The 19,184-nt window shown below is 45.2% G+C and carries 26 protein-coding genes; 6 read left to right on the top strand and 20 right to left on the bottom strand.

The features are described 5' to 3' along the window. Position 1: 1 nt before the first annotated feature. The 13 genes from H7708_RS06755 to ftsY all read right to left on the bottom strand — a co-directional run bounded on the left by H7708_RS06755 (position 2) and on the right by ftsY (position 10,198). Positions 2-370 carry an ApeI family dehydratase gene (locus H7708_RS06755; protein WP_223669730.1) on the bottom strand — a complete coding sequence of 123 codons (369 nt, stop codon included), beginning with the start codon at positions 368-370 and terminating at the stop codon, positions 2-4. Between the two features lies 1 nt (position 371). Continuing rightward, positions 372-1,715, bottom strand: a complete 1,344-nt coding sequence (locus tag H7708_RS06750) for an AMP-binding protein (protein ID WP_223669729.1) — start codon at positions 1,713-1,715, stop codon at positions 372-374. Positions 1,716-1,720: 5 nt separating this feature from the next. After that, positions 1,721-2,284: a COG4648 family protein gene (locus tag H7708_RS06745; protein ID WP_223669728.1), complete on the bottom strand. Its 564-nt coding sequence runs from the start codon at positions 2,282-2,284 to the stop codon at positions 1,721-1,723. A 10-nt stretch (positions 2,285-2,294) separates the two neighbouring features. Beyond that, a complete protein-coding gene (locus H7708_RS06740; protein ID WP_223669726.1) occupies positions 2,295-2,552 on the bottom strand; it encodes an acyl carrier protein in 258 nt (85 codons plus the stop codon). Continuing rightward, positions 2,552-2,815: a phosphopantetheine-binding protein gene (locus H7708_RS06735; protein ID WP_223669725.1), complete on the bottom strand. Its 264-nt coding sequence runs from the start codon at positions 2,813-2,815 to the stop codon at positions 2,552-2,554. The genes H7708_RS06740 and H7708_RS06735 overlap by 1 nt, the downstream gene beginning before the upstream one ends. Next, positions 2,796-3,590, bottom strand: a complete 795-nt coding sequence (locus tag H7708_RS06730) for a lysophospholipid acyltransferase family protein (RefSeq protein WP_223669723.1) — start codon at positions 3,588-3,590, stop codon at positions 2,796-2,798. Before H7708_RS06730 ends, H7708_RS06735 begins: the two co-directional genes overlap by 20 nt. Further along, complete coding sequence (locus tag H7708_RS06725) at positions 3,580-4,332, bottom strand: beta-ketoacyl synthase chain length factor (RefSeq protein WP_223669722.1); 753 nt, start codon at positions 4,330-4,332, stop codon at positions 3,580-3,582. The genes H7708_RS06730 and H7708_RS06725 overlap by 11 nt, the downstream gene beginning before the upstream one ends. Positions 4,333-4,477: 145 nt before the next feature. Next, positions 4,478-5,257, bottom strand: coding sequence for a substrate-binding periplasmic protein (locus tag H7708_RS06720; RefSeq protein WP_223669721.1), 780 nt, complete (start codon positions 5,255-5,257; stop codon positions 4,478-4,480). Between the two features lie 235 nt (positions 5,258-5,492). Then, a complete protein-coding gene (gene rpoH / locus H7708_RS06715) occupies positions 5,493-6,344 on the bottom strand; it encodes an RNA polymerase sigma factor RpoH (RefSeq protein ID WP_223669720.1) in 852 nt (283 codons plus the stop codon). A gap of 213 nt (positions 6,345-6,557) precedes the next feature. Continuing rightward, the gene (locus H7708_RS06710) at positions 6,558-7,136 is read right to left on the bottom strand and encodes a YceI family protein (protein WP_223669719.1); all 579 of its coding nucleotides are present in this window, start codon (positions 7,134-7,136) and stop codon (positions 6,558-6,560) included. A gap of 116 nt (positions 7,137-7,252) precedes the next feature. Further along, positions 7,253-8,236: a permease-like cell division protein FtsX gene (ftsX, locus tag H7708_RS06705; RefSeq protein WP_223669718.1), complete on the bottom strand. Its 984-nt coding sequence runs from the start codon at positions 8,234-8,236 to the stop codon at positions 7,253-7,255. After that, the gene (ftsE, locus tag H7708_RS06700) at positions 8,233-8,913 is read right to left on the bottom strand and encodes a cell division ATP-binding protein FtsE (RefSeq protein ID WP_223669717.1); all 681 of its coding nucleotides are present in this window, start codon (positions 8,911-8,913) and stop codon (positions 8,233-8,235) included. The genes ftsX and ftsE overlap by 4 nt, the downstream gene beginning before the upstream one ends. Before the next feature lie 13 nt (positions 8,914-8,926). Beyond that, a complete protein-coding gene (ftsY, locus tag H7708_RS06695; RefSeq protein WP_223669716.1) occupies positions 8,927-10,198 on the bottom strand; it encodes a signal recognition particle-docking protein FtsY in 1,272 nt (423 codons plus the stop codon). A gap of 91 nt (positions 10,199-10,289) precedes the next feature. Here ftsY and rsmD point away from each other — a divergent pair, with 91 nt between their 5' ends. From rsmD to H7708_RS06680, 3 genes are all read left to right on the top strand, one after another. Beyond that, positions 10,290-10,904, top strand: coding sequence for a 16S rRNA (guanine(966)-N(2))-methyltransferase RsmD (gene rsmD, locus H7708_RS06690; protein ID WP_223669715.1), 615 nt, complete (start codon positions 10,290-10,292; stop codon positions 10,902-10,904). A gap of 185 nt (positions 10,905-11,089) precedes the next feature. Beyond that, positions 11,090-11,311, top strand: a complete 222-nt coding sequence (locus H7708_RS06685; protein ID WP_223669714.1) for a ParD-like family protein — start codon at positions 11,090-11,092, stop codon at positions 11,309-11,311. Continuing rightward, the gene (locus tag H7708_RS06680) at positions 11,304-11,591 is read left to right on the top strand and encodes a type II toxin-antitoxin system RelE/ParE family toxin (RefSeq protein ID WP_223669713.1); all 288 of its coding nucleotides are present in this window, start codon (positions 11,304-11,306) and stop codon (positions 11,589-11,591) included. Before H7708_RS06685 ends, H7708_RS06680 begins: the two co-directional genes overlap by 8 nt. Positions 11,592-11,617: 26 nt before the next feature. On the opposite strand, the gene H7708_RS06675 is transcribed toward H7708_RS06680, so the two are convergent. The 5 genes from H7708_RS06675 to H7708_RS06655 all read right to left on the bottom strand — a co-directional run bounded on the left by H7708_RS06675 (position 11,618) and on the right by H7708_RS06655 (position 13,954). Beyond that, positions 11,618-12,025 carry a hypothetical protein gene (locus tag H7708_RS06675; protein WP_223669712.1) on the bottom strand — a complete coding sequence of 136 codons (408 nt, stop codon included), beginning with the start codon at positions 12,023-12,025 and terminating at the stop codon, positions 11,618-11,620. 7 nt (positions 12,026-12,032) lie between these two features. Beyond that, on the bottom strand, positions 12,033-12,347 hold the full coding sequence (locus H7708_RS06670) for a hypothetical protein (protein ID WP_223669711.1): 315 nt from the start codon (positions 12,345-12,347) through the stop codon (positions 12,033-12,035). After that, the gene (locus H7708_RS06665) at positions 12,331-12,738 is read right to left on the bottom strand and encodes a hypothetical protein (protein WP_223669710.1); all 408 of its coding nucleotides are present in this window, start codon (positions 12,736-12,738) and stop codon (positions 12,331-12,333) included. The genes H7708_RS06670 and H7708_RS06665 overlap by 17 nt, the downstream gene beginning before the upstream one ends. Before the next feature lie 227 nt (positions 12,739-12,965). Continuing rightward, the gene (locus H7708_RS06660) at positions 12,966-13,133 is read right to left on the bottom strand and encodes a hypothetical protein (protein WP_223669709.1); all 168 of its coding nucleotides are present in this window, start codon (positions 13,131-13,133) and stop codon (positions 12,966-12,968) included. Between the two features lie 35 nt (positions 13,134-13,168). Next, on the bottom strand, positions 13,169-13,954 hold the full coding sequence (locus H7708_RS06655) for a class I SAM-dependent methyltransferase (protein WP_223669708.1): 786 nt from the start codon (positions 13,952-13,954) through the stop codon (positions 13,169-13,171). A gap of 41 nt (positions 13,955-13,995) precedes the next feature. Between H7708_RS06655 and H7708_RS06650 the strand changes: the two genes are divergently transcribed. Together H7708_RS06650 and H7708_RS06645 are read left to right on the top strand one after the other, a co-directional pair. Continuing rightward, positions 13,996-14,829, top strand: a complete 834-nt coding sequence (locus tag H7708_RS06650) for an RluA family pseudouridine synthase (protein WP_223669707.1) — start codon at positions 13,996-13,998, stop codon at positions 14,827-14,829. After that, entirely contained in the window at positions 14,826-15,452 is a 627-nt protein-coding gene (locus H7708_RS06645) for a uracil-DNA glycosylase family protein (RefSeq protein ID WP_223669706.1), read from the top strand. The genes H7708_RS06650 and H7708_RS06645 overlap by 4 nt, the downstream gene beginning before the upstream one ends. 21 nt (positions 15,453-15,473) lie before the next feature. Here the strand turns inward: H7708_RS06645 and H7708_RS06640 are convergent, their stop codons facing one another. Continuing rightward, positions 15,474-16,040, bottom strand: coding sequence for a DUF1415 domain-containing protein (locus H7708_RS06640; protein WP_223669705.1), 567 nt, complete (start codon positions 16,038-16,040; stop codon positions 15,474-15,476). Between the two features lie 101 nt (positions 16,041-16,141). Beyond that, entirely contained in the window at positions 16,142-16,492 is a 351-nt protein-coding gene (locus tag H7708_RS06635; protein WP_223669704.1) for a DUF3703 domain-containing protein, read from the bottom strand. 130 nt (positions 16,493-16,622) lie between these two features. Between H7708_RS06635 and H7708_RS06630 the strand changes: the two genes are divergently transcribed. Then, entirely contained in the window at positions 16,623-19,175 is a 2,553-nt protein-coding gene (locus H7708_RS06630; protein ID WP_223669703.1) for an efflux RND transporter permease subunit, read from the top strand. Positions 19,176-19,184: the final 9 nt, after the last annotated feature.

Below are 19,184 nucleotides of genomic sequence, written 5' to 3'. Positions count from 1 at the left end.
GTTAAGGCTCTACTGCCTGCAGGAAAAGCTTACCCGAGGAGTGCTGTCCTTCTGCGCTGGTCAGGGCAAAGCTAAGGCTTTGTTTACTGTCGTCATAGTTTAACGCCAGTGAAACTATTGTCCGAGGCGTTATAACATGCTGAAATTTTAGTTTAGTTACTTTAGTGATTTGCCAACGGTGGCTTGATGCATCCGGCTGCTTCATATAGTGACCAAAAAAGTGCAATGCCCACTGAATCTGAACTACTCCGGGAACGATGGGAAATGTATCAAAATGCCCAGCGAAAGCGTCCAGACTAGCATCGATCTCGAGCTCGAAAATCACCTCGCCTTTGTTCTCGGTTTGTTGGATGATTACGGGAAAGTTCATACTAAAAGAGCTCCCTTAACGACGCTACGGGTAGTTTTCCCTGAGAATTATAAGGTAGTTGTTCAGGATAACGCCATTTTCTTGGAATCGCCACAGCCTCAAACTTTTGGCGCAGTAAGGCTTTAAGTTGTTGGTTTAATTGGAGCCTGGAATTAGCCTGCAGATAGCCCTGGCCCTTGGTGCTGAGCTGAATAACGGCGCCCAGACAAACTCGCTGCTGTTGCAAAACCACCACTTTGGCTTGGTCAACCCAGTCTGAGTCATTGAGCGCTGCTTCGATAGCGTCCAACGACACGCGCTTTTCCTCAATCTTCACTACCCGATCTATGCGTCCCTGTAATTTAAATTCACGTTGTGAGACGAGCTGTACTTTGTCGTCTAAAGGCTGTGGCTCGACAAGGTGCGGCGAATTGAAGATTGCGCGCTGCTCTTGGTCAAAGCGAAGCGAGGCACCGGGAAATAAGGTCCAGCTCGCATTATTGCTTTCTTGAGTGCGATAGCCGATCCCCCCTGTCTCGGTGCTGCCGAAAACTTCTATAGGGTAACGGCCCAACTGCCGCTTAGCTCCGTCGGCTGCCGATTTAGAGAGTAAACTCCCTGAACTAAAACACTGGCGCAGCGATAAGCTTGGCAGCTCTTGGTCCTGTCGAGAGAGGAACGCTGGGCTGGAAATTAAGCAGCTGTCCGGTCGTTGGCGAGACAGTTCAATTAACTGTTCGGGGTATAAAATAATATCGGTGTAAAAAGCACGACGATACAACAGTGGCCACAATAGTCTGAATATCAGACCATATATATGGTGGTGTGAAACGCTGGCTAAAAACTGACACGAGCCTAATTTTGTCTGGAACAGAGACTCCAACGTGTCCACTTCGATAAATAATTGCTGTGCAGTTTTGGTAATGGCTTTGGGCTTGCTGCTGGAGCCTGAAGTATAAAACTGTATTGTTGTCGTCAGCTCTTCGGGTAGTCGTAGTGGCTCTGCGGGGATTTCTGAGTTAACCGCATAATGATTACTGGCGATAACCCCGCTATAAGGGGCATCAGTAATGATTGCCTGATAGGAGTCCTGGATACTGCTTAGCCAATCCCGTTTATTATTAGCGCTTAATACAATATCTTTATTAAGTAACAATAATGCCAGCCAGTTGACAGCAAACTCATAGCTATTATCGGTGTAGAGTAAGTAGGTGTGGTATGGCTGAGCTTTTAGGTTGGCTACACACTGCGCAACATCGCGTTGATATTGAGGTAGCGAATAATTTCGCGTGGTATTGAAGGCGACTTCTCGGTTGTCGCTCGCGTTAAGTAATGCGTGTAATTGTTGTAATGCTTGTATACACATGATCGCTACTTTCTGCTGAGCATCCACTTACGGTAAATCATCTCACCGAGAAACAGGGAGCCCATCAAGAGATAAGAAATGAAACCATTATAGAGTGTCCAAAACTCTACACTGGCGTAAAAAACCGTGTACAGAGAAATCAGCAGGTTGCAGATAAAAAAGCCACACCAGACTTTGGTAACATTTCGAGTATAGATTATTCCTTCTGCCGGTAGCTCTGGCTCCTGTAACCGCGCCAAGCGCTCAATGACGGTTGGTGGCTTGATAAGACTATAACTAAACACGATAAGAAAGCTCGCGGTGATGACTACCGGGTACAATTTCAAACCTAAAGTGGCGTTCTGGATATAACTCAGTGTAGCGATAGTTAAACCTGCGATCAGGATAACGAACCACAACCCCTTAATTGCACTGAATAATTTACTATTGGTGAATAGTGCTCTGAGAATTACCAGAGCGGCCAGCGTGATAGCCAGAAACTTTGGCTGAAAGTGCTGTAAGCCAAAATATATCGCTATGGGGTAGAGTAAGACCACCACAGCGATAGCTATTTTGAGCAAAACATTCATTGGTGAAGTTTTAGCTGTGCACTAGGTCATAGACGGCATCAACGACATGCTGCATTGTGCGCACGGCTTTGAACGTTTCCGGGTTAACGGACTTCCCCGTGATTTCCTGAAGTTTAATGACAAGATCGACAGTATCAATGCTGTCTAAATCAAGGTCAGTATAAAGATTAGCTTCAAGGGTGATGTCATCTGAATCGACTTCGAAGTCATCGACCAAAATTTCAATCAATTGTTGGTAGATTTGTTCTTTACTTTCCAACTTACTCATCACGCAACTCCTTTCTGTGCTTCAATAAAGTCAGCTAGAGTGCGGACAGAGAAAAAATGTTTCTTTGATTCTTCTGAATCAGAATCCAGTTTGATGTCGAACTTCTTCTTGAGTGCTAAACCAAGCTCCAGCGCATCAATTGAGTCAAGACCCAAACCTTCCCCAAATAACGGATCTTCCGTTTCAATATCATCAATGCTCATGTCTTCAAGATCGAGCGCTTCAATAATGACGCCCTTAATCTCATTTTCTATTGGTCTCATTATGTGTTAATTCCTCTGTAAAAACCTTTTTAATATGCTCCGTTAAGCGTCTGGCTGCGATAGACTCGTTTTTTTCATTATGGATAAACGGAGAAACATCTATTTCCTCTACAACTCTCATCGAGAATTGAGCCCGACGAGATGGTATTTGGTACCACTTTTCTTGTTTTGTTAGCGTTGTCGGGTTGCAGTCGATGATCACCGGCAGTAAATTCTGCTGACAGCGAACCGCAATATTGGCTGCGCCTCGCTGGAGCTTTATCGGTTGATCAGGGACTGTACGTGTACCCTCAGGAAATATGACCAGATTATAACCTTCTTCCAGGGATTTTTTACAGTTTTGTATAAGTTTATTTACATCCTGGTCGTTATTAATAAAGTCGGCTACACGCACCACGCGCTTGAGAAAGAAGTTATTCCAAAGTCCCTGCTTTACCACACAGTCGGCTTTGGGTATTAAGGAAATGAGTGCTACCACATCGATCAGTGTGGGATGATTGGCGATGATCACCTTGCCTTCGACGTCTTTTAGTTGTTGCCGCGCTGCTTCCAAATGGAAGGTAAAAATACCCAGGCTCTGCATAAAGCTGATAAAGAATCTCCAACAACGATGGATTAAAAACCGAGCTTTACGCTTGCGAACTAATGGATCAGGATTAAACAGTTTGATCAAAGGAAATACGAAGATCGACAGGAAGAGACCACCAAGGCCAAAGGTCGTAAATGATAAGCCTGTAGCAAATACCCGCCAGATGTAATTCAGTCTATATAGCATGCTTTTCAAATTCCCAGGCGGTGTCTTCAGTATACATTTGTTGTTGCTGGTTGTTAGCAGCCAGAAAATCAAAAAAAGCTAAATCCAGTGGTAGTTTCGGGTCATCAATGCCTTCTATCTTTTTGAAATTAAAAGATATTGATGGTTTATCCTGCATTGGCAAAGAGAGCAATAGTGAAACACTGCGGCTTGGATTAAGCACTTTTTGTAGTTGAGCAAAGGGTTGGTTCACTTCTAAATCAAAACAGGTCAATAAGACCTTCTGCTCGGGAAAGCGCTTGAGGAAATTGATACTCTCTATCAAGCCGTAACCAAAGGTATTGGTATTGGCGGCGATGCTGGTACCGGGTTGTTTGTTTTTGTTAAAGATGGAGTATAACCCCAGGGCCGCATTGTGCACTGAAAGGCTGAAATCTTTCGGTGAGATTTCCTGTGATGTGACCATATCACTGACAATGCGAACGGTCCGGTTTAACTCTCCGTGCTGTGAGGCGAAAACGGTGATGACATTGGCAGGCTCGACCTGCGCTTTCTGCAGACACATCAAGGATGAGTGCAAGGCCATTTTGCTTAAGCTATTAAGGCGGCGACGTTTAATGGCAGGGATCTGTTTAAGCTCTATTGGATCAAAGTCAACCTGCTGGCTGAAGTCGGGCGAAAAAACCGTACTGCCATCAAGCTTGGGATCTACCCAGCAGTGAGAGGATAGAATAGAAAAGGAAAGGTTGCTGTTGTTGGTCATTATTCTATCCATAAGGAGCTAAGTATTGCTGGCGAGAGTCTAGCCGATTTACTGAGTAACATCAAACGGCGTCCGTAAGGCTCTTAGCCGATCAATAAAAAAGCTGAGCCTTACGGCTCAGCTTGTATATAGATCTATTCAGAGATTAAAATTGAGCGATGACAGTTTTGATTGTATCCTTGGCAACCATATTTCTGATGGCTGCTTGAAGATCATCTAACTGTTTGTCCTTTATGGATTTTTTACTAAACATAAAGGCAACGCTGTCACTCGGTATATGAACATTTGACGCCTTGATTTTGTCATGTAGACGTTTGCGTTTAATGATGTAATGGCCTTCTACTGGATCTGCCAGAACACCATCAATTTCACTATACAGTATATTGAAGAAGCTCTGCTCACCCGAGTTAGAATCCACAAAAAGGTTGGAATACTGCGGATGATTCATCAGTTCGTAAGTTTCTTTACCGTAGAAATAATCGCTGGTAATTCCGACCTTCTGGTTACGGCTTAAAAAGCCACTTAACGTATTGCCGTTATAGCTGTTACTCGCACGAATAAACAGGGTGAAAGATTCATCTCGGTAAGGAGTTGAGAAATTAGCGTAAGCCTTACGGTCAGGGGTGATCGTTGCCCCGGCAAGGACATCAATGTCGCCTTTTTCCAATGCGGTTAGTAGTTCGGTCCAGCTTTTTTCCACAAAGCTGACGTCACAGTTGACAGCATTGGCCACCTGTTTAAATATTTTAACGTCGATACCAGTGATTTCCCCATTACGTTCAAACTGGTATGGAGCCCGCGATTCCCAGCCCATCTTTAAGTTACAGTCACGCTTTGCCGTTGTTTGTTGTTGCTGTTGTTCTGCTTCATCGCCGCCGCATGCTGTGAGAAGGAAGATTGCTGCTATTGTAAGAATTTTACTCATTGTCATTGATAACCTCTCCAGCAATTATTTATTGTTCGCATTTTATACTGCTACGAAATGTGAACTGGATCAAGTATTGATTGCAAATATCGTCTCTTTTTTGCTCGAAAAGTGTCAATATTTTATACACCCCGTGGTTTTCAGTGACAATTTATAGATTTTTCAGTGGAGAGAAATTAGGGCCAGGTATAAAAAAAGCAGGCAAAAGCCTGCTTTTTAATGGTATGAGTTGCTCTTAATGAATAGCATTTTTAATTTTGTTCATGGCATTTTTTTCAAGCTGACGAATACGTTCTGCTGAAACACCATATTTATCGGCGAGTTCGTGTAACGTTGCCTTCTGGTCACTAAGCCAGCGTTGTTGCAATATATCCTGGCTTCGTTCATCCAGTGCTTTTAAGGCATACATCAGACGCTCTTCACGCTGATCTTGCCATTGCTCGTTCTCAACGGCAGCGGCAGGATCTACCTCAGACGACTGGAGATAATGCACGGGTGCGTATGCTGCGCCATCATCATCATCTTGAGCTGGGGCATCAAATGCTGCATCGCGAGCATTCAGGCGCCCTTCCATACGACGGACTTCTTCCGGTTTGACGCCTAAATCATCGGCAACGGCTTTCACTTCTTCATTGTTAAGCCAGTTCAGTGATTTCTTCTTCGAGCGCAAATTGAAGAATAACTTACGCTGAGCCTTGGTCGTCGCGACTTTTACGATACGCCAGTTACGTAGCACATATTCGTGGATTTCGGCTTTAATCCAATGAACGGCGAAGGAAACGAGACGCACGCCCATGGTTGGGTCAAAGCGCTTAACGGCTTTCATCAGGCCGATGTTACCTTCCTGAATAAGGTCCGCCTGCGGTAGGCCATAACCGCTGTAACTCTTTGCGATATGGACGACAAAGCGTAAGTGAGCCATTACTAACTGACGAGCAGCGTCGAGGTCGTTCTCATCACGGAATCGGTGCGCTAACGCCTGTTCGTCTTCAACGGAGAGAACAGGAACCGCGTTGACGGTACTGACATATCCGTCAATACTACCTGTGGGTACGGCTAGCGCCATGTTCATTGGGATATTACTCATTCATCCCCTCCTAAAATTAATGGTTGCTCCGATATTAGCACTCTTGAACTGAGAGTGCTAACTTTTTAGCACTTTGTCTATAAGAGTGCTAAATATAACAAAAGTTTCAAGCCTGTGGGTAAAGAATTGTCAATAAATACGGGCTTTTGATCGAAAATGTAACGTTGGGTGATAGGGCCAGAACGACACAGTATTCTGGCCCAGTCGCTTATTTTACTTAGCCGAAGCTTCAACTTCAATAATGATATGAACCTCGTCGGCAACTGCCGGAACCCCGTACTCCATGCCCCACTCCGAGCGCTTAATGGTACCGCGAGCGGAGAATCCAACGTGCGGTTTTTCCGACATTGGGTGAATGCCCGCCTGGTTCAGGGTCAACTCCAGACTTACTGGCTTAGTTTGATCCAGGATCGTCAAATCACCATGCAGTACACCAGTATTATCGCCATTCTTCTCAAGTTTAGTACTTTTAAAGCTCATAATCGGGTGTTTTTCAACGTGGAAGAAGTCGGGATCACGCATGTGAGCGTTCCACTTTTTGTTTTCTAAGTCGATAGATTTAGCGTTGATTTCCACTGCCGCCGAAGAGTTTGACCAATCATCTTTATCAAAAGTTAAGTCACCGCGGAACTGGCGAAACTTTCCGAAAGAGTTGGAGTATCCTAAGTGATTAATTTTAAAGATGACTTGGCTGTGAACCGTATCAAATTCATATTCAACAGGTTCAGCGTTACTGGTATTAGCAAAAGCTAAACCTGTCATGGCAACCAGGCTGCAAAGTAATTTTTTCATGTATATTCCTTATTAAAATTTGTCTACAGAATAAATAAGCTGCGCTAGTTTTATCAGTCTTAGTCGGTCGGATCAAATGCATTAGCCATATACTGACTATCAGGTAACCAAATAGCTTACTCGGGATTGATATCTTTAAGGTGCTTTCGTACCGAGAACCAGGCGCCGCTCAAGCCCAGTAGCGCTCCAATAGCGAGTAAACCTAAGGTGAAGCTCGGTGCCAGACCAAGCAGGGAAAACTCACTGCTGTAAAGTTGGGCCAACTGATGAGCCGACTGTTGCAGTAACACAAAGATAATATTGACCATTAAAGCAGCCAGCAGAGCAGCGATGAGACCGTACCAGAAGCCAGCATAAAGAAAAGGACGTCGAATAAAGGCATCGGTAGCACCGACCAGCTTAATCACCTGAATTTCTTCGCGACGATTTAAAATAGCCAACCGAATGGTATTACCGACGATAAGCAATACACCAAGTGCCAGCATAATACTAATAAAGGTAGCGATCTGCTCTGAAATATCGAGAATTGAGTTGTATTTTTTGATCCAGGAACTGTCGAGCTTAGCTTGTGCTACCAGCGGCAGCAATGATAACTCCTGTGCCAGCTGCTCGAGCTGCTCTGAATCGCTGAAAGAAGCCGTTGGTTTGAGGGTGATGGAGTATGGCAATGGGTTTTCTTCGAGATAATCCAGGCTATCGCCAAGTCCCGAGTACTGACGAAACATTTCCAGGCCATCGTCTTTTCCTACAAATACGATTTCTTCAAATTCAGTTCGTTGGTTAAGTTGAGTAAATAGCTCTTGTGCCTGCGATTCTGTAGCCGAGTCTTCTAAGTACAGTGCCATCTTGACCCCACCATCCCATGATTGGGAAACCGCCTGAGCGTTGGTCATGAATAAGTAAAAGGCTGCGGGGAGAGCGAGCGCAATTGCCAGAACTAATATGGTCATCAGGCTATTGGTCGGTTGACGCAAAATATCGAGCAGAGACTGGATTGCATTCTCGCGGTGCAGTTTTAATGCACTGTGGAAACGATCCTTGAACCGGACTTTATAACTGGTGGCGCTGGACTTTTTATTATTCGTTTTTGAAGCACTCATGCAAAATCCACCTCGGCCAGTTCATTACGGATGGTGCGCCCTTCTTTGAGGGTGATGACTGGGTGTTTCATACGCGCGATCAACCCTAAATCGTGGCTGGCGATTAATACACTGACCCCGACCTGATTAAATTGGGCGAAAAGATTCATTATGTCCTGTGACAGCTCTGGATCCAGGTTACCGGTTGGTTCATCGGCCAACAGTAGTGGTGGTTTGTTAACGACGGCGCGCGCTATACCGACCCGCTGTTGTTCGCCGCCAGATAACTGTATCGGCAATTGCTTTTCTTTGTTGAGTAGACCGACCTTATCCAAAGCGGCGCGAACCCGCTTTGGGATATCGCGATCGGCCACACCGGCGATAATCAGTGGTAAGGCAACATTGTCAAACACAGTGCGATCAAACAGTAGGCGATGATCCTGAAAAATCATGCCGATTTTTCGACGATGGTATGGGATTTGGCGATCCTTAGCATTACTGATATCAATATCGTCGAGTTTGATTTGCCCGCGTGTCGGACGTTCCATCAGGGCAATCAGTTTGAGTAAGGTACTTTTGCCGGCACCGCTGTGGCCAGTTAAAAAAGCCATCTCACCACGCGGCAGTGCGAAGCTGACTCCCTTGAGTGCCTCATGACCACCGTCGTAACGTTTAAAAACCTGATGAAATTCAATCATTTATAGTTATAACTTAGCTAGCCTCTTCGGTTGTGAATAAGGCTTCAATGAAATCGTTGGCGTTAAATTCACGTAAATCATCGATTCCTTCACCGACCCCAATAAAGCGGATTGGTATTTGTAATTTATCCGCCAGAGCAAAGATAATACCACCTTTTGCGGTGCCATCCAGTTTTGTGATCGTGACACCGGTCAAATTAATGGCTTTATGGAATTGCTCCGCCTGGTTCAGGGCGTTCTGCCCGGTTCCGGCATCGACCACCAGCATCACTTCATGTGGTGCACTGGGATCCAGTTTCTGCATCACTCGTTTTACCTTCGCCAGCTCATCCATCAGGTTTGATTTGGTGTGCAGACGCCCTGCCGTGTCAGCAATCAGTACGTCGACGTTACGGCTTTGCGCAGACTGTAGTGCATCGAAAATCACCGAGGCACTGTCGGCACCGGTATGTTGGGCGGTGACATGAATATTATTACGTTCACCCCAGACCTGAAGCTGTTCCACCGCTGCAGCACGGAAAGTATCGCCGGCTGCCAGCATGACGGACTTTCCTTCTTGTTGAAATTTTTTGGCCAGTTTGCCGATGGTGGTGGTTTTACCAACGCCATTAACACCGACCATTAAAATGACGTGTGGCTTATGAGCCAGTTGCAAAGGTTCTGAGCAAGGGGCCAGAATTTCTGACAGCAACTGACGCAAACGCTCCATCAGCGCTTCAGGGTTCTTCAGTTCTTTGCGCTCAGACTTCTCCGTTAAGTCATCAATAATGCGACGCGTGGCCTCAACACCAACATCCGCCATTAGTAATTGGGTTTCGATCTCTTCGAGCAGTTCGTCGTCAATCTGTTTACTACCAAGCACCAGATCGGCAATACCACTGGTTAATTGAGAGCGAGTTTTGCTTAAGCCATCTTTCAGACGGCTAAAGAAGCCTTTACGGGTTGGTCTTTCCTGGGTTTCGGTATGATTTTTTGCCGGCAGCGGTGTTGCTTGCGCTTTGTCAGGAGTGGCGTCGGGAGTGATTGTTTCCTCGTTAGCCGTTGACGATTGTGATTGCTGCCTCAGATCCTCAGTAGGAGGCGCTTTTGTCGCTTCAGTTACTGGATCGGTATCGTCTGTCTCGAGCTGCTCTTCAAGATCCTGCTCTATGGCTTTATCAATAGCCTCTTCAGCCTGCTCCAGTTTTTCTTCTAATGCCTCTGGAGCGTCATTGTTTTCCGACGATTCGTCTTTTTTACCAAACCAGCCAAACAGGCCGCGTTTTTTCGATTTGTTATCGCTCATGAACCGAACAATCCGTAATTTGTTTATTACAATCAATAAAAGCGCTATCCTACCATCATACTCTAGCTGTCGTCAGCTTCTTAGGTGAAATATGGCTAATCGCGATAAATTCTATAACGACAATCGACGCTCAAAAAAGCAATCATCCCGTGCTGGACAATTTCGAATCATCGGTGGTCAGTGGAAAGGGCGCAAACTCAAGTTTTTTGAAGTGGAAGGCCTAAGACCGAGCCTGGATCGTGTAAGAGAAACCCTGTTTAATTGGCTACAGGGAGAGATTCATGGAGCGCGTTGTCTCGATCTGTTCGCAGGCTCCGGCGCTCTGGGCCTTGAAGCGCTCTCCCGTGGTGCGGGTCATGTGGATTTCGTTGAACTCAACAAAAAAGCCGCCCGCCAGCTGGAAACCAATCTTGGCCTGCTCGACGCTGATAATGATCAGGTGTTTCACCAGGACGCCAACCAGTTTTTAGAAACTCAGCACCAACCTTACGGCATCATCTTCCTCGACCCGCCCTTCCATAAAGATATAGCACAAGGGATTGTTAGCAAGTTAGTACAAACTAACATGGTGCAAGGTGATACCCTGATTTACCTCGAAATTGAACAGAACCTGGAAGTCGAAATTCCTGAAAACTGGGAACTAATTAAAGATAAAAAAGCCGGGCAGCTACAGTATCGGTTGTATAGGGTGAAGATTAGCGGTTGATTCTGAAACCACTAGCACGTCATTCCCGCGAAGGCGGGAATCTTTAAAGTAGCATTTTGTTGTAGTAGATTCCCGCCTTCGCGGGAATGACGAGTCAGTATCAGCATACATATTGTGTGGCGCTTTGCATCAAATTGATGCGTCATGCTACAATGGCGCTAACTTTAAACTAAGAGGCTAACACTATGAGTACAACCAGTATTCGCCTTGATGATGAACTATTGGATCAGGCTGCCATTATGGCCAAGGCCATGAACCGTTCTATGCCAAAGCAGATTGAGCACTGGGCCAAGATTGGCAAAATTATGGAAGATAACCCAGACCTGCCTTACAGTTTTGTGCGACAGGCGATAATCGCTCAGGTAGAGAAAGAAGCAGGAGAACTGGAGGAATACGACTTTGGCTAAAGTCAAAAGGATTTTGCAAACGCCGTCATTTAAACGAACGGTTAAAAAACTGCACAAGAATCAAAAAAGGGATCTGGATAAAGCGATTAAGACACTGGCTGATGAACCTCTCCTCGGACAGCAAAAGAAAGGCGACCTGGTATTTTTACGAGTTTATAAATTTAAAATGGCAAAACAACAGACCTTATTAGGCTATAGCTTTGATAAAGGCGAGTTGGTTTTAGAGCTGATGGTACTTGGAAGTCATGAAAACTTTTATCGGGATATTAAAAAACGTTAACCTAATGGTGGAAAAATAAATACTATCTACTCATATCTTAGCTTCGCACTAATTTCATTAAGAAGGGAAAAGTAACGATTATAGAATTCTATTGTTTCTTTCGGAGGAGCTTCAGATAATGTTCCATCATCATTAAATAACTCGTCATAATAAGGAGTTCCTTCAGTGGTGATATCAATATTTGGCAACAAGCATAAAGAACCAAATGCTGTTTCAGGACTATAAACACCAGCGACTATATTGCTGCTTATACTTCTAACAGGAAATTGAATTTGTTCGTGAGCTAAAGGTATTATTTCGCACCTAGGAGTGATGTAAGGCTTGATGTGACAAAATAATGAATCGAATAAATCTGTTTCATGTAAATAGTTTGAAGCATCCTTGTTAGTATAGGTTGTAAGCCTAACGCCATCAAAATCTAAATGATTACTCAAAGTTTCACTATCCTTTCGGTTTTCTATGAAAAAAAGGATCCAAAACATAGAAAAGATTAGATCCCCTTGCCAAAAGCTCAAGAAGAGTGGTTTGCCAGAATAAATTCCGGGCGCTAATATTCAAAAAATTAAACGGTTCCGCTATCCAATTATCGTTTTCAACTTGTATGCCATCATCAGGAAGATCTGAAATTAAGTCAGGGTGAAAGACTATAAAGTCATATTGGTCAAGTTTTGGGCAAGAGTAATAGCTAAAATAATCAAGCCCAATGCTGTCGGGGTAAATTCCGCCTATAATGGCTCCCTTAAAGTTTGTGCTCAAGCTTGGCTCCTGAGTTAATTAATGCTTCTTTAATTTGTGGAATCCATCGTGCGTAACTAAACCCACTGGATGGATGGTTAATGACTTTGTATTTGATATTGTCAGGAATCTTAGGCAAGTTGTAGGAAAGTCTTTTTCCTAACACTAAAATTAAATCAGGCTTTAGTTCGTTCAAGACTTCATAGAAAGGCTCAGTAGAGAGTTTCCAGATCTGTGGACTTGGGCTTTTTCTAGCTTTTTCTGCAACAATTTCTTGGCAGAAATTATAAAAAGCAACTTTATCCCAAAAATGCTTTTTATCATCGCTACTAAGAACTGCAGAAGAATCTAATGATAATGATTTAGCTAAAATAGTGAAAAAACTGTGTTTACCCGTAATGCCCAATTTCATAACTACATTTTTGGTTACTTCCGAGTCTTTTGTTAACTTTTCTCCATAATGAGATTCTCCAAGTAGCAAGACTTTTAGACCATAAAGCCCTTCTTTCCAATACTTATTACCAACCCAGGGTTGAAATATAACTTTTCCATAGTTCTACTCCCTCTTAATTCAAATAAATCATAGCTATTTACACTACAAGCGCAAAACGGCAATGCTCTTGTGGTTTAAAAGGTAGCTTATCGTGTAACTCGAAACAAATAAATCGAGGATTTGCTTGGCGCTTTTTTCTCGTTTTTACTTCCCCAGGACTGAAGCCAGTCGTTAAATTCGGATTCATTAATCAAATCACCTTTTTGCACAGAGTTTAGCGTGGTAAGGGTATCTTGCCATTGTTGATTACTCACGATGTTCTCCGATAAATAGGTTTTCATGTAGATTACTATAGCTGATGTGGGCTGCCAATAATATAAACATCAAAGCGATTGCCCTTTGACTCAATGCTCATCGAGGGCTTTTGCTCATTGAGATACGGCGCATAGCTCGGTCGTTTAACCACCACGCGATATTTAGCATATTCGAGTGCGGTGGGCAGCAGTTGATCTGCGTCTTGATCTTCGCCAACCAGTAGTTTCACCAGCCGCATTTCTTTTTTTACCGCGGCGCTTTTATTACGCGGTGGAAACATCGGGTCGAGATAGATAATATCGGCTTGAGTTTTTGTGGATAGTTGCTTTATCAACTGGGAAGCCTGGCCCTGATATAGTTCGAAATGGTCTGCATACAGTTCTGGCTGACTTTGGGCGGCCCTTCGTATCGCATCCTCCAGTAAACTGGCGACAAAAGGAGAGCGTTCGATTAATCGCAGGGAGCAGCCTAGCCCGCGCAGTCCTGCAGCATCGCGCCCGAGCCCGGCCGTGGCGTCAAGAATCCCGGGCTGCCAGTTGTGCTTCAAACCGCAGGCTTTGGCAATGTGCTGCTTGCGCCCCCCGCCATGCTGGCGCCGATACGCCACCTTGCCTTTAGTGAAATCAAGGTGAAAGGAAGCCGAAGCGCCGTCCAGCATGGCGCTGAAGCTCAGACGCGGTTCCTGATCTTGAGTATCGTAGTAGAAGTAGCCGTGATAACCGGATAATTGAACTGAGTCAGTGACAGTGGGTAGTTCGCTGAGTAAACTAGGAGGTGATGGGGCATCCGGTGTTGCGAAAAAAGCAAACGATGGTGTCACTGGCGAATCCTTCTTTGTAGTAAAGAGTTAATTAAATCAATATGATAGAAACAGTCAGCTCGAGTCTAGAGGTACATGTTGGGGTCACCTCTTCTGAACAAAACCCGCTTGAATTATTAGCTGATGAGAGCGGTTTGTCAAAACAGAAGATCAAAGAGGCGATGAGTAAAGGTGCCGTGTGGCTGGCAAAAAACAAACATAAAAAAGGGGCTGCGCGCCCTATCCGCCGCAAGAACAGCAAGCTGAAAGAAGGCGATCAACTCTTTTTATACTATAACCCGCATATTTTGGCAGAAACGGTAGCGCACCCGGAGCTGGTGGCCGATGAAGGCGATTATTCGGTATGGAATAAGCCTTACGGCGTATGGGCTCAGGGCTCCAAGTGGGGAGATCACTGCTCTATTGGGCGTCTGGTTGAACAGTATTTTGATTATCATCGGCAGAGCTTTATTGTACATCGACTGGATCGAGCTGCCAGTGGCTTAATGGTTGTGGCTCATAATAAGAAGACAGCCGCGGCCCTGTCACAGTTATTCGCTAAGCGAGAAGTTGAGAAGATCTATCATGCCCGCGTACGGGGGCGTTTGCCACGGCCAGAGTTAACCGTGTCCGAAGCTATTGATGGAAAACCGGCGAAGAGCCACATTAAAGAACTGGCGGTTGAGGGGGAGAATAGCCTGCTGGAGGTGAGTATTGAAACGGGACGTAAGCACCAGATCAGAAAACACCTGGCAAGTATCGGCTGCCCCATCCTGGGCGACAGGCTGCACGGTGGGGCTGAACTGGATGATATCGATCTGCAGTTAAAAGCAGCAAAATTGATGTTTACATGCCCTGTTTCCGGCGAAAAAAAATACTATAGTCTAATCTCATGAGCCAAAGATTGGTCGACGAAGTTAAAGCCTGCACCATTTGTGAAGACTTACCATTGGGACCAAAACCTATTTTTCAGTTTGGTAAAAATGCCAGGGTACTCATTGCCGGCCAGGCGCCAGGGCAGATAACGCACGGCCATGGCCGCCCGTTCGACGATGCCAGCGGTGTTCGCCTGCGGCAGTGGCTTGGGGTGGATGAAGAAGCTTTTTACGATCCGCAGCAGTTCGCCATTTTACCGATGGGCTTTTGCTATCCCGGCAAAGGTAAATCTGGTGACCTCCCTCCTCGTCCAGTATGTGCTCAGACCTGGCAACATCGACTGCTAAAAGAACTAGCTGATCTGGAGCTGGTGGTAGTGATCGGACACTATGCGCTGCAATGGCACCTGGGAGTAAAAAAATCGCAGGCGATAACACCGGTGGTAAAAGACTGGCGTAAATATCAGAAAATAGAGGTTAAAAGCGCCAAAAACATCGATAATGGCATCGAAAAAGCAGTAAATTACTTCCCATTGCCCCACCCTAGCCCACGCAATAATATCTGGCTAAAGAAAAATCCTTGGTTTGAGCAAAGCCTGCTGCCCGAATTACAAGAAAAGATTGCGACTATTTTGAACCGATAGTTGTTGGCATAAGATATTGCCCTAGTCCAGTTTGGCCTTTTTAGCTTGTTTTAATATGTGTTCAAAGTGAGCTTTCCCTTTCTCTCTGGCAAGCTCAATGTTGTTCTGGGGAATGGATTCAGGATCATCGTAGTTTTTCAGGGCTTTTTCCAGACTGGCTTCTCTCAGGATATGTAAGATGGGATAGGGTGAACGATTGGTGTAGTTTGCCGGATCATCGCTTTCCAGACCATCAAAGCAGTAGTCAGGATGAAAGCTGGCAATTTGGTAGGTGCCCGTGTACTCGAGTCGCTCAAATAACTGGTTGCCGTACTCCACCAGATCCAGATAATCCTCAAAGGCATCAAAGCTCTGAGGGAAGATTAACAGACTGGTTTCGACACAGGCATTGTGATCGAGCGTTTGTAATTCCTCAACCAGCTCATAAAGCGAATTTTCGATACTATTAGCTGACGATACGCGATAATTAATACTATTTTTGACAAGTTCACGACGAGCAAAAGGGCAAAAGTTATAGCCAATAACGGTTTGCGACAGCCAATAACGCACTGAGGCAATGATGTTTTCTTCCGGGATTAGTGATGTCATAAAGCTTGTCAGCCCGCCGTAATCAATAGGGGGATTAGAGTATTACGTTGTTGCGAAGCTGACAAGACAAAACTGGCATGGGCTGAGTGGTAACTGGTATTTCATTCCTGTCGAGGACTTGGCATTAAATAAAGTTTTAAGTCGTCGGGGATTGGCATGGGTTTAAAAGGGGAGACGTTGGCGCCCCCCGTATTGCCAAGCGGATACTTTCCAAACAGGGAACCGATTGAGCCGATAATTCGAATCATCTGACCAAAAACTTCTTTAACGTCGAAGCGCTTAATCCCGACGCGCAACATCCAGTAATGGCTCAGTACGTGCCGACCATAGTGCGGCTGGGATAAAATATGGGCCCGTTCTAAATAATAGAATGCTTTATTAAGCTCTTGTTTTATATAATATTCTTTACCTAAAGATAACTCGCTTTTAAACTTTTCTTTTAATGTTTTCATGTCTGATTCTTTGTCTGAAAAGTGTGTGCTACGTTGTTGACAGACTAGTTGGTTTGTTATTAAATAGCAACTCCTATCTTACCGATGGCACCAAGATCAACAGACCCTAACAAAGGAAAAGGGATTAAACATGTCTGACACGCATCAAAATTCTCATAACAAAGACAATAAAACCGTAAAATTTGGGCGTTTTATTGTCAATCACCGCTGGTTTGTATTGTTAAGCTCCATTGTTTTATTGGTTCTGACGGCGTTTGGCAGCAGCAAGCTGGAAATCAAAACCGATTATCGAGTGTTTTTCTCTGAGGATAATCCACAGTTAGTGGATTTTGAGAACATTCAAAATACTTACGACAAAGCCGATAATGTCATGTTTGTCTTGACGCCGAAAGAAGGTACGGTGTTTGATCGGGAGACCCTGAAAAGCATTCAATGGCTGACGGAGCAGGGCTGGCAAATTCCTTACTCGACTCGTGTCGATTCGATTACCAACTATCAGCATACCTGGGTCACGCCAGAAGACGAAGATTATATGCTGGTTGGTGCGCTGCTTTGCGTGCCCGATAAGTCAGCTGACTTTGATAGCCAGTGTGAGCATGAGTCGGTGACACCGCAGATGATTGATGATCTCAGCGATAAGCAGATCGAACGGCTGTCCGATATTGTGGTTAACGAGCCGCAGCTCGTTAACCGCATCATTAATCCCGACAAAAGCGTTACCGCGGTCAATGTGACGGTACAAATTCCGTCCGATCCGGATCTGGAAGGGCTGGAAGGTGAAGCCTGGGACGCGAAAAAAGCGGAAATCTTGGGTGCTGTGCCGAAAATTACCGCTCACGTGCGCCAGCTCCGTGATGAATTGATGGAGCGTAACCCGAATCTGGAAGTGCGTCTGACGGGCGTTATCATGATGAACAATGCATTTGCCGAAACTGGGCAGAATGACATGATGACGTTGACGCCTTTGATGTTGTTACTGGTCATTCCGTTGGCGCTATTCTTTATGATGCGCAGTATCAGCGGTACTTTTAGTAGTCTTTTTGTCATCATCTTTTCCATTGTCAGTGCCATGGGTGCCGCCGGCTGGCTGGGGATTTTCCTCACTGGACCAATGTTCTCGGTACCGACGATCGTCGCGACCATGGCGGTAGCCGACTCGGTGCATCTGTTGGTGACTTACCTGCACAATATGCGTCATGGCATGAATAAGAACGATGCCATGGTTGAAAGTTTGCGTATCAATATGATGCCGATTTTCCTGACCAGTATCACTACCGCTATCGGCTTCCTGACCATGAACTTTAGCGAAGTGCCGCCACTGCGTGACCTGGGTAATACGGTGGCGATAGGCGTGAGTTATGCCTTTATTTTCTCGGTGACGTTCCTGCCGGCCGTGATGTTGTTGCTACCGACGAAAGTCAAAACCACGGAAAGTAACGGTTACAGGATGATGGATCGGCTGGGCGACTTCGTAGTCGCCAAACGTAAATTATTGCTGCCGGCTATGGCGCTGATCAGTTTGGCGATTATTGCTTTCCTGCCAAAAAATGAACTGAACGATGAGTTCGTTAAGTATTTCGATACCACCATCGATTTTCGGGTTGATTCGGATTATACCGCGGAAAACCTGACCGGCCTCTATACCATGTTCTATAACCTGCAAACAGGGGAAGATAGTGGTATTCACGAAGCCGAGTTTATGGATACGCTGGAAGAATTCGTGGCTTTCGCTGAACAGCAGCCGGAAGTGCTACACGTGCAAAGTTATACCGATGTCATGAAGCGGCTGAACAAGAGTATGAACGGCGATCGTGAGGCCTGTTACCGACTGCCGAAGCAGTCATTGCAGGAGGAGTGTAACCGTCTGCTCAAAGAGGAGGCGACAACACCGGAAGAGTTGAATACCAGTATACGCCAACTGACCTCACAGTTTACTCTGATGTATGAAATGTCGCTGCCGAAAGGAATGGACCTGAACAATCAGCTCAATAGCGACAAGTCGGCAACGCGGGTGCAGCTAGCGTTGAAGAATATTTCCAGCACCGAAGTGATTGCGCTGGAGGAGAAGTTTGCCCACTGGTTTGAGCAAAACGCGCCGAGCTTAGAAATTGCAGATTCCAGTCCAGCGATCATGTTTGCTCATGTTGGTCAGCGCAATATTTATTCAATGTTGACCGGTACCGCCTGGGCTTTGGTATTGATTTCCTTATTATTGATCGTAGCGTTACGTTCGATGAAGCTGGGTCTATTAAGCTTAATTCCGAACATTATTCCAATGGCAGTAGCCTTTGGGATCTGGGCCATGTTCCAGGGCCAGATTGGTATGGGTCTATCGGTAGTGACTGGCATGACGCTGGGTATCGTGGTCGACGACACGGTGCATTTCCTGAGTAAATACCTGCGCGCGAGGCGCGAAAAGGGTTTAGATTCCCACGCGGCAGTGAAGTACGCCTTCCATACTGTGGGGACGGCACTAACAGTGACGACTATTGTCTTAGTTTTAGGCTTCCTGGTGTTGGGCATGTCTCATTACGTGATGAACAGTCATATGGGCATCTTGACCGGCATCACACTGGCAGCCGCCTTGATTATCGACTTCTTATTATTACCACCATTACTGATGTTACTTGAACCAAAAAAAGCTGAAGTGACAGAAGGTGAATTAATCCATCAAAATCAATAAATTAGGAGA

The organism is Kangiella shandongensis (assembly GCF_020005365.1).
Taxonomy (GTDB): Bacteria; Pseudomonadota; Gammaproteobacteria; order Enterobacterales; family Kangiellaceae; genus Kangiella; species Kangiella shandongensis.
Note: the sequence above shows the minus strand (reverse complement) of the source record. Positions and strands in the feature narration are given on the sequence as shown.